This is a genomic window from Sulfitobacter sp. AS59 (assembly GCF_038899995.1).
Lineage (GTDB): Bacteria > Pseudomonadota > Alphaproteobacteria > Rhodobacterales > Rhodobacteraceae > Sulfitobacter.
Genome location: NZ_JBBMQK010000004.1, coordinates 130,941 through 143,477, shown reverse-complemented (window position 1 = coordinate 143,477; position 12,537 = coordinate 130,941). Strand labels below are relative to the sequence as shown.

The window sequence follows — 12,537 nt, the reverse complement described above, 5'->3', positions numbered from 1 at the left end:
GCAACTGAATTAATCCGGTGCCAGCATATAACCCGCGCCGCGCACGGTCTGCAGATAGCGCGGTTGCTTTGGATTGTCTTCGATTTTGCGCCTCAGCCGGGTGATCTGCACATCAACAGCACGTTCCTGCGCTTGCCCGCGATCACGGCCCAATTCCTCGACCAGCTTTGACCGGCTCAGCGCCGCGCCGGGTTGCGCGGCAAAAATGCGCATCAGCTGGATTTCAGTCGCCGTCAGCCGCACCAGGTCGTCGCCCTGCCACAGCTCTCCACGTTCGATGTCATAGCGGATCGGCCCCATCGACAGCACTTTTGGCGCGCTGTCGGAAACGCTGGTATCGGGCATGCGGCGCAAAATCGCATTGATGCGCAACAGCAGTTCCTTTGGCTCGAACGGCTTTGCCAGATAGTCATCTGCACCCGCCTCAAGCCCCTCGATCCGGTTGTCGGTCTCGCCTTTCGCGGTCAGCAGTAAAATCGGCGTCGCCATTGTTTCACGCAAACTGCGGGTCAGGCTAAGCCCGTCTTCGCCGGGCATCATCACGTCCAGCACGATCAAATCAAAATCAAGACCGGCCAGAATCCGCCGTGCATGTGCTGCGTCGCGTGCAGCAGTCACCAAAAACCCGTGCCGCATCAGAAATTTCTGCAACAACGTCCGAATACGTTCGTCATCGTCCACGATCAGCAGATGCGCATCCATGCTGCTCATCCGCTATTCTCTTTCAGACGCAGGTAGCTATGGCGCATTTCGGGGTCCATCATCGTTTCCAGCACAGTTCTAAAGCCGGCGACGGCCTCTGGTCCTGCGTCGCGAAAGGCGCCGCGCATCCGCACGCGTTGCGCGTCCGATAATGTCTGCTCAAGCACGCGGCCTGCTTCGGTCAAGTACAAATGCCGCTCCCGCTTGTCTGATTTTCCCACTTGGCTTTCCACCAGACCATCGGCAATCAACGTGCGCAACACACGATTTAGGGACTGTTTTGTAACACCCAGTAGCCCCAACAAATTATTCACCGTTGTGCCCGGTGCCCGGTTAATAAAGTGGATCGCACGGTGGTGAGCGCGGCCATAGGCCATATCCACCAGAATTCGGTCAGGATCTGCCGTAAATCCGCGATAGGCAAAAAACATGGCCTCGATCGCCTGCCGCAGCTGTTCATCCGTTAAAAACAACAGGTTTTCACCGGAATGAGAAGATGTGCCGCGTCCGTCTGCCATTCTTGTCTCCTGCAACTTCACATCAGAGTTTACGTCAGCCTTGTTGACTTTCCAAGTGTCAAAGGCTAACGAATCTCAGGTTTTGCGTAAGAAAATGTCCGTTTCGGGTATATCTCACGCAACATTCGTAAATTATGATGACGGATCAAGGAAGGATTCACCATGGACGGTGCATATGATGATCGCGACGGCAAGATCTGGATGGATGGCAAAATGATCGATTGGCGTGATGCCAATGTCCATATTCTGACCCATGCCATGCACTATGCCTCCTCTGTGTTCGAAGGTGAGCGGTGCTATAACGGCAAGATTTTCAAAGGCCGCGAACATTCGGAGCGTCTGCGCAAATCCGCCGAGTATCTGGATTTCGAAATCCCCTACACCGTCGATGAAATCGAAGCTGCCAAATACGAAATGCTTCAGGCCAACGGCTGGACAGATGCCTATGTGCGCGCCGTTGCGTGGCGTGGTGCGGGCCCTGACATGGGCGTATCTGCCGCGCGCAACCCTGTGCGTCTGGCCATCGCCGGCTGGGAGTGGGGCAACTACTATGGCGACGCCAAGATGAAGGGCGCCAAGCTCGACATTTCCAAGTGGAAGCGCCCCTCGCCCGAGACGATCCCCGTGCATGCCAAGGCCGCCGGTCTCTATATGATCTGCACCACATCCAAACATGCGGCCGAGGCCAAAGGATGCTCTGACGCGTTGTTCATGGATTATCGCGGCTATGTGGCCGAAGCGACAGGCGCGAACATCTTTTTCGTCAAAGACGGCGAAGTGCATACACCGCTGGCCGACTGCTTCCTGAACGGCCTGACACGTCAGACGGTTATCGGGATGCTCAAGGAAAAAGGTCTAGTGGTTCACGAACGCCGCATCATGCCGGAAGAGCTTGAAGGCTTTGAACAGTGCTGGCTGACCGGCACCGCCGCCGAAGTGACACCTGTCGGCCAGATCGCCGATTACACCTTCGAGGTGGGTGCCCTGACGCGCGACATCTCGGAAGCCTACGAACGCCTCGTCCGGATGTAGGGTGGGTGCCAACCCACCTTACCCAAACAAACCGGCGCGGTTCACCCCCGCGCCGGTTTCCGTTTCGACAACGATTTAATACAGCGCGACAGGGTTAATCATCGCCTGCACCGTGCCTTTGATCAGCGGCTGACCCAGAACGAACATGAATTCCTTCACGCCGTCGCGTACCAATGGACCCGTATTCATCGTTTCAAGAATATAGATACCGTTGTCTTTCAACAGCGTGACGTGGCCATAGAAAATCTTGTCACCCTCTTTGGCCGGAATCGCCTCAAGCCCCCAGGTATCTGCACCCACAGCCATCGGGTTCATCGACGCCATGTAAACCGCACCTTCGTTGTTCAAACCCGGCTCGGATGATCCCCACGCGGCAGGATTGCTTTCCAGCATGCCGTCGGTCCACCCGGTGTGGAACATGACAATATCGCCTTCATTCACCGTGATCTCTTGGGCATCCATTGCCGCCTTAATCTCGGCCTCGCCGAAATGCTCGCCAGCGGCCAACACGTCTTTGCCGAAATGCTTGGCCATATCGACGATCACCGCGCGGGCGACAAGCGGCGGCACAGCGTGGGTGCCCAATTTAGTCAGACCGCCAATCGCGGAAATCTCTTTTTCGTCCAGACAGTTATAGTATTGGCCGTTTTCGCCCAAGTGGCCCAAACCATCCAACTGCGACCCGATGCCAATCCATGTCTGGATGATGTCGTCGTTATAATTCCCCTCGTACCCAAAGGCCGACAGCTTTTGCCCACCTTGCTGGTTCGGCTGCACGATCTGCAGGTTCAGCGACCGTGGTGGAAAGGCCGGTGTATCGGGGCCGATCACGATACCAAGCGGCATTGATTTACCGCGTTTGATCAGTTTTGACGCCTCCAGCGTCCGCTCAGTGCTGATCAGGTTGGCCGATCCGATCTGATCGTCCGCGCCCCATTTCGACGGGACACAATCCTGCGCGAATGCACCGCTGGCCGCAAAGCCACAGGCGATTGACGCAACAATAATTGATTTCAATGTCATGGTACTTCTCCTCCCAGAAAATAAATGCGGCCCCTTCTTTGAGAGGTGATTCCGCATGTCCAGAGGATCAGGCTAACACGATTTCCACCTAAGCGCGCATGACGCAACGTCTAACACCCTAACTAGGTGTGCCTTGCGGGGGGCTGCTGGCCTTGGCTTTTGACCGGTCCAGCCCCAGTTGCCGTTCCCGCCAAATGATCAGCACGCCGCCGGTCATCACCAGTCCGGCACCGATCAAAATGGCAGGTGTCGGGACTTCGCTAAAGACCAGCCACCCGATGAGGGTCGCGAAAATCATCGACGCATAATCGAACGGGGCCAGCATCGAAACAGGGCCGAACCTGAAAGAGGACGTGATCATAATTTGCGAAATCCCGCCAATCAGCCCGGCGACAACCAACAAGGCGCTTACCCCAAGCCCCGGCATGACCCACACAAAAGGCGACCAATTCAGAATCAACCCCAAAGGCAGCGTAAGGAAAGAAAGCACAGTCGCCGTCAGAGAAAAGAAGAACACGATCGCTGCGGTACTATCGGTTTGCACCAACCTGCGTACGTGAATTTGCACCATGGCCCGCATGATCGACGCGCCAAGAACCATAATCGCGCCCATCGTCGCCATCTGCGACACCGCATCGCCCCCAATCGTAAAGCGCGGGTAGAGCACGATCAAAACCCCCACCAAACCAACGGCAACCGCAGACAGGCGGAACAGACGCACCCGTTCGCCCAGAAAAATCGCAGCAAAAACAACGGTGAACAAGGGCGTCGCATAGCCGATTGCCGTGACTTCGGGCAACGGCAACAAACTAAGCCCGCCAAAGGTCAGCCCCATGGCCGTGGTGCCAAACACCCCGCGCCAGACATGCCCCATCAGATTTGACGGCTCTAACCCGTGGCGCAGATCGCCGCGCTGCCAGAGCCACAAAATAATAACCGGAAAGGCAAAGAACGACCGGAAGAACACAGCCTGCGCGGCCGGGACCGTATCGGTCGCGGTCTTGATGATGGCCGCCATGGCCGTGAATAAAAAGACAGCCCCCAGTTTGAGGGCAATGGCCCGTCCCGGGCGGTGTTCAGTCATTGTTGCTGCCATACCGGATGCTTGCGCCCCTGCGGATCAAAGTTCAAGACCCCGCGCGCGGCCTACCGAAAAATTTGAACTTTTCGGCCAGCTTAGCCGATGATGCCCTGATTTTCGCCAACCTGCCCCCGGTGCAGCAGCATATGATCCAGCAAGACGCAGGCCATCATCGCCTCGCCCACCGGCACCGCACGGATACCCACGCAGGGATCATGGCGGCCCTTGGTAATGATCTCGGTATCTTCGCCCGACTTTGTGATTGTCTTGCGTGTGGTCAGAATGCTCGACGTCGGTTTGACCGCGAAACGCAGCACAATATCCTGCCCTGTGCTGATCCCGCCCAAGATACCGCCCGCGTGGTTCGACGAATACACAGGACCGTCAGGGCCCATGCTGATCTCGTCAGCGTTCAATTCGCCCGTCAGCATCGCGGCAGACATGCCTTCGCCGATTTCCACACCTTTGACGGCGTTAATGCTCATCATCGCTGCGGCCAGATCGGTATCAAGCTTGCCATAAACCGGCGCACCAAGGCCAGCAGGGACATTGCGCGCTGTTATCTCGATGACCGCGCCGACCGACGAACCGGACTTGCGCAAGCCATCCAGATAATCAGCCCAATCCCCCGCTGCTTTGGCGTCAGGTACCCAGAACGGGTTTTGCTCGATCTGGTCCCAATCAAACGCATCGCGGTCAATCTTGTGGGCACCCATCTGCACCATATAGCCGGTGATTTGCAGATTTGGGGCAATCGCCTTGATCGCCTCGCGGGCCAATCCGCCTGCGGCCACACGCGACGCGGTTTCCCGCGCCGACGACCGGCCACCCCCGCGATAATCGCGGATACCGTATTTCTGGAAATAGGTGATGTCGGCATGGCCGGGGCGGAACTTGTCCTTGATATCACCATAGTCTTTCGACCGCTGATCGGTGTTTTCGATCATCAACTGGATTGGCGTGCCGGTTGTCACCCCTTCGAACACGCCCGACAGAATACGAACCTCGTCGGCCTCGCGCCGCTGGGTGGTGTATTTGTTCTGGCCGGGCTTACGCTTGTCCATCCAGTGCTGGATCATCTCTTCGGTGATCGCCACGCCGGGCGGGCAGCCGTCAACGGTCGCACCCAGGGCAGGGCCGTGGCTTTCACCCCAAGTGGTGACGCGGAAAAGATGGCCAAAGCTGTTGATCGACATATTGGATGCTCCTTTGCCCTCCGCATTAACGGGGGTGGCGGCATGCCTCAAGGGGTTTTGGCTTGCCAAGGGCGCACAAGCCTCCTACGTCTTTGGATACCTCGGGGGGCACTGTTGTGCTGAGATTGCGAAAGCTGACCCGTAGAACCTGAACCGGTTAACACCGGCGGAGGGAAGGTCTGGACATCACTCCAACGCTTTCTGACGCCGCATTTTGGAGGATGCCATGAAGTATCTTACACTTGCTGCCACAACTTTTCTTGCCACATCTGCTTTGGCCGACACGCCCGAATTGGTGGTCTATACCTACGACAGTTTCGTTGCCGAATGGGGCCCCGGCCCGGTGATCGAAAAGGCGTTCGAAGAAACCTGCGCCTGCGATCTGAAATTCGTTGGCATGGGGGATGGCCCCGCATTGCTGGCCCGGCTCAAGCTTGAGGGCACGCGATCTGACGCGGATATTGTGCTGGGGCTGGATACCAGCCTGATCGCGGCGGCCAAGAAAACCGGCCTGTTTGCACCGACTGACATCAACGCCGACTATGACCTGCCCATCGCGTGGAACGACGAAAGCTTTATCCCTTATGATTGGGGCTATTTCGCTTTTGTTCACAATACCGATCTGACACCCCCCAAGAATTTTCGCGAGCTGGGCGAAAGCGATATCAAAATCATCATCCAAGACCCGCGGTCATCCACCCCCGGCTTGGGTCTGCTGATGTGGGTCAAAGAGGCCTATGGCAATGAGGCACCAGCAATATGGGACGGGTTGGCCGACAATATCGTCACCGTGACCAAAGGCTGGTCCGAAGCATACGGCCTGTTCCTTGAGGGCGAGGCCGATATGGTGCTAAGCTATACCACATCGCCCGCCTACCACATCATCGCCGAAGAAGATGAAACAAAGGTCGCGGCCCCCTTTGACGAAGGTCATTACATGCAGGTCGAAGTTGTCGGCAAACTGGCGAACAGTGATCAAAGTGATCTGGCCGACGCGTTCATGGAATTCATGGTGTCGGATGCTGCTCAATCTGTGCTGCCAACAACGAACTGGATGTATCCTGCGGTTATGCCAGAAGGTGGGCTGCCTGCCGCATTTGACCAAACCATCGAACCCGGAAAGGCGCTTTTGATTCCGAACGAAGCCGTCCCTGCACTCCGAAAAGAGGCGCTGGCTGAATGGCTCTCCGCCCTTTCGCAATAAGTACAAAAACCGGGATCAGCGCGGCCGCTTTGGTGGTCTTGCTGATCCTTGCCGCAGTTTGGGCCGTTTTGACGCGCGCAGAATACGGCAGCGGCCTGGGCCCCGCTGAATGGTCTGCAATCCACTTTACCGTCGTTCAGGCCGCGCTGTCTGCTGGCATCTCAACGGTGCTGGCCGTTCCTGTTGCCCGCGCGTTGGCCCGCAGACAGTTCGTTGGGCGCGGCCTGCTGGTGACTTTGCTGGGTGCGCCGTTCATCCTGCCCGTTATTGTCGCGGTTCTGGGCCTGTTGACGGTATTCGGGCGGGCGGGTTGGCTCAACATGGCGCTCGCTGGTTTGAACCTGCCCACGATATCGATTTACGGGCTGCACGGGGTTGTGCTGGCGCATGTGTTTTTCAATCTCCCGCTTGCGACGCGCCTTTTGTTGCAAGCGTGGCAAACGCTTCCTGCTGAACGGTTTCGATTGGCGGGACAGCTTGATCTAACGCCGCGCGCCGTTTTCCAAACAATCGAATGGCCGATGCTGCGGCAGATTTTGCCGGGAACGGCGGCACTTATCTTTGTCATTTGCCTGACCAGCTTTGCCGTGGCGCTGACCCTTGGCGGTGGCCCGCGCGCCACGACCATCGAACTGGCAATCTATCAGGCGTTCCGGTTTGATTTCGACCTAAGCCGCGCCGCCTTGCTGTCCTTGGTACAGCTTGTTTTGGCTGGCAGTGCCGCATTCTTTGCGTTGTGGATCATCCCAAACGTCAGCATTGGCGGCGGCCAAGACCGTCTGCGCCGACGCTGGGATGCACGGGGCGGGGTCCAACGACTGCTAGACGGGATCGTCATCACTATCGGCGCGCTGTTTTTGCTGCTGCCTTTTGGCGCCATCATCGCGCAAGGGCTGGCCGGGTTGTTGGTAACACCGGCAATCGTCTGGCAATCGGCGGTGACCTCCATCGGCGTTGCCTTGTGCAGTGTGGCCGTATTGCTGTTGCTGGCATTGCCCATGGCGGGCTGGATTGCCACCGCCAAACGCGGCAGCGTCGAGGCCATCGGCCTGTTCGGCATCGCGGCCTCGCCGCTGATGATCGGCACAGGATGGTTTATTCTGATCCACCCGGTCGCGGACCCTGTGTTATTTGCGCTGCCTGTAACCGCCTTGGTAAACGCATTGATGGCCCTGCCCTTTGCGCTGCGCATCCTTGTGCCACCGTTGCGTGACACCGTGCAGGTCTATGGGCGTCTGTCCCAAGCGTTGTCCCTGCAAGGCTGGCCATTTTGGCGTTGGGTCGTTTTCCCGCGATTGCGCCCGCAAATCGGCTTTGCGATGGGGCTGACCGGGGCGCTTTCCATGGGGGATCTTGGTGTGATCGCCCTATTCGCAGATCAAGACCACACCACATTGCCATTGCAAATGTACCGTCTTATGGGCAGCTACCAGATGGAGGCCGCAGCCGGGGCCGCGCTTATTCTTTTGGCGCTATCGCTGGGCATTTTTTGGATTTTCGACAAGGCAGGACGCGCCCATGCTCAAGCTTGAACAGGTGCTTATCACCCAAGGCAGTTTTTCACTGCGGGCCGATATGTCGATTGAACCGCAAAAGAAATATGCGGTTATTGGCCCCTCCGGCGCTGGTAAATCAACCCTGCTGGGCGCGCTGTGCGGGTTCGCCCCTATCACCGAGGGCCGATTGATGTGGCAAGGGCGCGACATCACCAATGATGCACCCGGTGCGCGGCCAATGACGATGCTGTTTCAGGACAACAATCTGTTTCCACACCTCAGCATTTTGCAGAATGTCGGGCTTGGCCTGCGCCGCGACATGCGGCTGACCGCCAGTGACAAGGCAGATGTAGAACGCGCCCTGTCACGGGTCGGGCTGGCAGAGATGGCCGATAGAAAACCCGGCTCGCTATCCGGCGGGCAGCAAAGCCGCGCCGCCCTTGCGCGCGTCTTGGTTCAGGCGCGGCCGCTCGTCCTGCTAGATGAACCATTTGCGGCACTCGGGCCTGCGTTGCGAAACGAGATGCTGGATTTGGTGCAACAGCTGGTTACAGAGACGAACGCATCGCTGATTATGGTCACCCACGACCCGAAAGACGTGGCACGCATCGCGGATGAGGTGATATTTGTTGCGGGCGGCATCGCCCATGCCCCGCAACCCGCCAAGGCGTTGATGGATAACCCGCCCGCAGAACTGCGCAGCTATCTGGGATAGTCAGAAAAGTACCAGATAGAACGCCAGCGCAACGCCAAGCATCGCAAGATAGCCCAACAGCACATACAGCCCGTCCCGCGTGAAAAGCCCAAAGGCGAACAGCGCCACGGTGGCCCCGCCCGTTGACGATGCAAAAGGTACGAATTCCAGAAACGGCCACCCGATGGGCAGGATCGTGCACATCAGCAACGTCAGAACCCGCATTGGCCCGGTTGTCATAAACTGCAACCGTTTGCCTGAATGCCGGTCAAAGAACGACGACGGCTTGCGCAGCCACCGCACGACGCTGTGCAGATGGGATGATTTCATCTGTTTGTTCAGCAGGAATTCCGGCAACCACAGCCGCTTGCGACCCCAAAGCGCCTGCGCGGACAGGATAAACACCAAGATCGCCATAAAAGTCGACATCCCGATCACACCGGACAGGGGCGACACCAGCAAGACCGACGCCAGCAAAATGAACGGCGTGATCGACCGGTCGCCGAACTCGTCCAGCACATCGCGCAATGTGACGTTTTCTTGCTCGGCGGCACTTTGCATCCCGTCCAGCAGGTCGTTCAAACTGTTGTTGGTCGCAGTCAGCATCAGACCCTCTAGATCAGCCTTCCAAGGCAAGCATCGCATTCAACCCTTCATGATATGTCGGGTATCTTGGCGTCCAACCCAACGCCTGCTTGATCAGGTCGTTCCGAACCTTTTTGCTTTCGGCATAAAAACTGCGCGCCATCGGGGTCATTTCAGCGTCTTCAATCGCGATGGCGGGCGGGGTCGGGACCCCCAGCAGCTTGGCCGCATAGGCGATCACATCTTGGGGTGGGGCCGGGTCATCGTCGCATAGATTATAGATCGCACCGGGATCCGGGTTGCGCAAAGACAGCTCCAACGCTTGGGCGATGTCATCGACGTGGATGCGTGAAAACACCTGACCGTTCTTGATGATGCGCCGTGCCGTCCCCGCGCGCACCTTGGCAAAGGGGCCGCGACCCAGGCCATAAATGCCCGCCAGCCGGAAAATATGCAGCGGCAGATCGGGAATGGCCTGCCAGCGTGCTTCGGCCTCCACCCGCGCTTGCCCTCGTTTGGTCGAGGGGCTGAGCGGCGTGGTTTCATCCACCCAATCGCCGCCGTGATCGCCGTAAACGCCGGTGGTCGACAGATAGCCAAGCCACCGCAGGTCGGGCGCTGCACGGGCGATATCATCCTGCACCCCGTTCAACACCGGATCACCGTCCGGCCCCGGCCCGGCTGACACAAGGATGTTGGGAAACTCTGCCACCAGCGTCGCCAGATCGGTGCCCGGCCAGACAATGGGTTCGACCCCGGTCGCGGCGATTTGATCCGCCTTATCAGCACTGCGCGTGGTACCAACAATGCGCCATCCTTGCGGGACCAACCGTTCTGCCAAGGCCCGCGCGCTGTACCCGTGGCCAATCGATAAAAGTGTTTTTTCCATCACAACATCACATTTCCAGCGGCAGTTTTATCCGCTTTTCTTTACTGACCAAGGCGTTGATCCGCGCGATATGTTCGGGCAGGCATTTGGTCGTAAAATCATAATTTTCAACCACATGCTGGCGTGCTGCTGGCCCTAGGTGGTTGTATTTTGTGGGGTTGGCCAAGACATCAACCACCTGATCCGCCAGCGCTTGGGGCTTGAAAAAGTCACACAGCAACCCGGTTTCGCCATGGGTAATTGCCTCGCGCACAGGTGCCACATCGGAGGCAACAATCGTCGCCTCCATCGACATGGCTTCAAGCAGCGACCAAGACAGCACAAAAGGCATCGTCAGATAAAGATGGCAGCGGCTGATCTGAATGATCTTCTGGTATTCAGCGTACGGCAACTTGCCCAGAAAATGCACCCGGCTCCAATCGATGTCTTTGCCGACCTCGGCCTCCATCTCGGCGCGCAGGCCGCCGGGGTGTTTGCTTTTGCCGCCATAGGACGTGTCATTGCCGCCCAGCACCAAGACCCGCGCATTGGGTCGTTCTTTCAGGATTTTGGGCAGGGCGCGCATGAACACATGAAACCCGCGCGTCCGCTCAAGGTTGCGGGCGATATAGGTCACGATCTCATCGTCGCGGGTTAATTCATGATCCAAGCGGCCCAGCTTTAGCGTCACCTTGGGGTTCGGTTTCAGCTGGTCCGTGCGAATGCCATCATGGCAAACATATAGCTTTCTATGAAAGCTTTGAGGGAAGCGGTCACGCTGCCAATAGGTCGGGCTAAGCCCCAGATCGACCGTTTCGATATTGGCCAGCGGCACAGCATTGCGCGCCCGCAGCAAAAATGCGGTATCCTCTGTCACCGGATCTTCTGGATCGAACCCCACGGGGCCACCCTTGTCGCTGTAAAAATATTCAAAGAAACCGATGATCGGCACATCTGGCCAAACATCTTTGAAAAAAGTCAGCTCGCCCCAACCCACATGCCCGATCACAATGTCAGGTTTGAACCCTTCGGTTTTTTCGATCCGCCTCGCAGCACGTGCAGCCCCCAAACCGTTTCCGGCGCATTCTTCCCAGTTTTTGGACAGGCCATAGGTGCCTTCGGCAGGCTTGTGGTGCGGTTTGTAGATACGCGTCGCCACCCCATCAAAGCTGGGCGGCTTTTGGCGCTGCGTCAGAAAGTAAATCTGGTGTTCACCCGTCTGCGCCAGCCACTGCACCAGCTCGCGATACTGGCCGGGCATATTCTGGTGAACAAACATGATCTTCATAAGTTTCGCCCGAAAGTGACCGCTGCGATTTCAGATAGCCCAAGCCAGCCGCGCATTGCAAACACTGCCGTTACTTGCCCTTCCAAACGGGATCGCGTTTCTCGGCAAAGGCGTGGGCCCCTTCCAGCTGATCCTCGGACGCATAAAGCCGGTCAACAGTCTCCAGCTGCCGCCCCGTGATCCGGTTCATGGCATCCTGAAATTTCGAATCCTCGGCGTCGCGCACAATTTCCTTGATCGCGGCATAGACCAACGGCGGGCCAGACGCCAAAAGCCGCGCCAGTTCCCATGCCCGGTCCATTAACTGATCCGCAGGCACGATCTCATTCACAAGGCCCCAACCTTTCGCTTCTGCGGCGTCAAACCAACGGCCAGTCAACAACAGCTCCATCGCGATGTGATAGGGGATACGCTTGGGCAGCTTTACGCTCGCGGCATCCGCCACCGTGCCAGACCGGATTTCAGGCAGCGCAAATGTCGCGTGATCCGCCGCCAATATCATATCCGCGCTCAGCGCCAGCTCTAGCCCGCCACCGCAGGCAATGCCGTTCACCGCCGCGATCACCGGCTTGTTCATGCCGCGCAATTCTTGCAACCCGCCAAAGCCGCCCACGCCATAATCATCATCCACGGCATCACCACCGGCGGCGGCTTTTAAATCCCAACCGGGGCAGAAAAACTTGGGGCCCGCCCCCGTGATAATCGCCACGCGCAGGTCAGGGTTATCGCGAAAATCGCGGAACGCCTCGCCCATCAATCGCGAGGTTTCCAAATCAATTGCATTCGCTTTGGGCCGGTCCAAGGTGACCAACAAAACGCTGCCGTCGGTTTCGGTTTTCACAACACTCAT

General features: G+C 57.8%; 13 protein-coding genes and 1 riboswitch. Of the genes, 4 read left to right on the top strand and 9 right to left on the bottom strand.

All coding sequences use genetic code 11. The annotated features are described in order from the left end of the window. Positions 1-9: 9 nt before the first annotated feature. Positions 10-711, bottom strand: coding sequence for a response regulator (locus tag WNY39_RS10760; RefSeq protein ID WP_341233084.1), 702 nt, complete (start codon positions 709-711; stop codon positions 10-12). Then, entirely contained in the window at positions 708-1,220 is a 513-nt protein-coding gene (locus tag WNY39_RS10755) for a MarR family transcriptional regulator (protein WP_342845563.1), read from the bottom strand. The genes WNY39_RS10760 and WNY39_RS10755 overlap by 4 nt, the downstream gene beginning before the upstream one ends. Positions 1,221-1,382: 162 nt before the next feature. On the opposite strand from WNY39_RS10755, the gene WNY39_RS10750 reads away from it, so the two are divergent. After that, a complete protein-coding gene (locus WNY39_RS10750) occupies positions 1,383-2,252 on the top strand; it encodes a branched-chain amino acid aminotransferase (RefSeq protein WP_342845562.1) in 870 nt (289 codons plus the stop codon). A gap of 75 nt (positions 2,253-2,327) precedes the next feature. Here the strand turns inward: WNY39_RS10750 and WNY39_RS10745 are convergent, their stop codons facing one another. The 3 genes from WNY39_RS10745 to aroC form a co-directional block, all read right to left on the bottom strand. Beyond that, a complete protein-coding gene (locus WNY39_RS10745) occupies positions 2,328-3,275 on the bottom strand; it encodes a cyclase family protein (RefSeq protein ID WP_342845561.1) in 948 nt (315 codons plus the stop codon). Between the two features lie 118 nt (positions 3,276-3,393). Continuing rightward, on the bottom strand, positions 3,394-4,371 hold the full coding sequence (locus WNY39_RS10740; RefSeq protein WP_342845560.1) for a DMT family transporter: 978 nt from the start codon (positions 4,369-4,371) through the stop codon (positions 3,394-3,396). 80 nt (positions 4,372-4,451) lie between these two features. After that, complete coding sequence (gene aroC / locus WNY39_RS10735) at positions 4,452-5,552, bottom strand: chorismate synthase (RefSeq protein WP_342845559.1); 1,101 nt, start codon at positions 5,550-5,552, stop codon at positions 4,452-4,454. Positions 5,553-5,644: 92 nt separating this feature from the next. Then, positions 5,645-5,744: riboswitch (TPP riboswitch) on the top strand. A gap of 34 nt (positions 5,745-5,778) precedes the next feature. Between aroC and thiB the strand changes: the two genes are divergently transcribed. Genes thiB through WNY39_RS10720 form a run of 3 tightly spaced genes read left to right on the top strand, consistent with a single transcriptional unit; the run spans position 5,779 to position 8,967 of the window. Then, entirely contained in the window at positions 5,779-6,756 is a 978-nt protein-coding gene (gene thiB, locus WNY39_RS10730; protein ID WP_342845558.1) for a thiamine ABC transporter substrate binding subunit, read from the top strand. Further along, positions 6,732-8,288 carry a thiamine/thiamine pyrophosphate ABC transporter permease ThiP gene (locus WNY39_RS10725; RefSeq protein WP_342845557.1) on the top strand — a complete coding sequence of 519 codons (1,557 nt, stop codon included), beginning with the start codon at positions 6,732-6,734 and terminating at the stop codon, positions 8,286-8,288. Before thiB ends, WNY39_RS10725 begins: the two co-directional genes overlap by 25 nt. Then, a complete protein-coding gene (locus WNY39_RS10720; RefSeq protein ID WP_342845556.1) occupies positions 8,275-8,967 on the top strand; it encodes an ATP-binding cassette domain-containing protein in 693 nt (230 codons plus the stop codon). The genes WNY39_RS10725 and WNY39_RS10720 overlap by 14 nt, the downstream gene beginning before the upstream one ends. Here the strand turns inward: WNY39_RS10720 and WNY39_RS10715 are convergent, their stop codons facing one another. From WNY39_RS10715 to WNY39_RS10700, 4 genes are all read right to left on the bottom strand, one after another. Continuing rightward, entirely contained in the window at positions 8,968-9,552 is a 585-nt protein-coding gene (locus WNY39_RS10715; protein ID WP_342845555.1) for an exopolysaccharide biosynthesis protein, read from the bottom strand. Positions 9,553-9,565: 13 nt separating this feature from the next. Further along, entirely contained in the window at positions 9,566-10,420 is an 855-nt protein-coding gene (locus WNY39_RS10710) for an SDR family oxidoreductase (RefSeq protein WP_342845554.1), read from the bottom strand. 7 nt (positions 10,421-10,427) lie between these two features. Continuing rightward, positions 10,428-11,687: a glycosyltransferase family 4 protein gene (locus WNY39_RS10705; protein WP_342845553.1), complete on the bottom strand. Its 1,260-nt coding sequence runs from the start codon at positions 11,685-11,687 to the stop codon at positions 10,428-10,430. 70 nt (positions 11,688-11,757) lie between these two features. Beyond that, on the bottom strand, positions 11,758-12,537 hold the full coding sequence (locus tag WNY39_RS10700) for a carnitinyl-CoA dehydratase (protein WP_342845552.1): 780 nt from the start codon (positions 12,535-12,537) through the stop codon (positions 11,758-11,760).

Excerpts from the sequence above, each read along its gene's own strand:
- WNY39_RS10705 (WP_342845553.1), bottom strand. The coding sequence starts at position 11,687 with ATGAAGATCATGTTTGTTCACCAGAATATGCCCGGCCAGTATCGCGAG.
- WNY39_RS10715 (WP_342845555.1), bottom strand. The coding sequence starts at position 9,552 with ATGCTGACTGCGACCAACAACAGTTTGAACGACCTGCTGGACGGGATG.
- WNY39_RS10740 (WP_342845560.1), bottom strand. The coding sequence starts at position 4,371 with ATGGCAGCAACAATGACTGAACACCGCCCGGGACGGGCCATTGCCCTC.
- WNY39_RS10750 (WP_342845562.1), top strand. The coding sequence starts at position 1,383 with ATGGACGGTGCATATGATGATCGCGACGGCAAGATCTGGATGGATGGC.
- aroC (WP_342845559.1), bottom strand. The coding sequence starts at position 5,552 with ATGTCGATCAACAGCTTTGGCCATCTTTTCCGCGTCACCACTTGGGGT.
- WNY39_RS10760 (WP_341233084.1), bottom strand. The coding sequence starts at position 711 with ATGAGCAGCATGGATGCGCATCTGCTGATCGTGGACGATGACGAACGT.
- WNY39_RS10710 (WP_342845554.1), bottom strand. The coding sequence starts at position 10,420 with ATGGAAAAAACACTTTTATCGATTGGCCACGGGTACAGCGCGCGGGCC.
- WNY39_RS10725 (WP_342845557.1), top strand. The coding sequence starts at position 6,732 with ATGGCTCTCCGCCCTTTCGCAATAAGTACAAAAACCGGGATCAGCGCG.
- WNY39_RS10720 (WP_342845556.1), top strand. The coding sequence starts at position 8,275 with ATGCTCAAGCTTGAACAGGTGCTTATCACCCAAGGCAGTTTTTCACTG.
- WNY39_RS10755 (WP_342845563.1), bottom strand. The coding sequence starts at position 1,220 with ATGGCAGACGGACGCGGCACATCTTCTCATTCCGGTGAAAACCTGTTG.
- thiB (WP_342845558.1), top strand. The coding sequence starts at position 5,779 with ATGAAGTATCTTACACTTGCTGCCACAACTTTTCTTGCCACATCTGCT.
- WNY39_RS10745 (WP_342845561.1), bottom strand. The coding sequence starts at position 3,275 with ATGACATTGAAATCAATTATTGTTGCGTCAATCGCCTGTGGCTTTGCG.
- WNY39_RS10700 (WP_342845552.1), bottom strand. The coding sequence starts at position 12,537 with ATGAGTGTTGTGAAAACCGAAACCGACGGCAGCGTTTTGTTGGTCACC.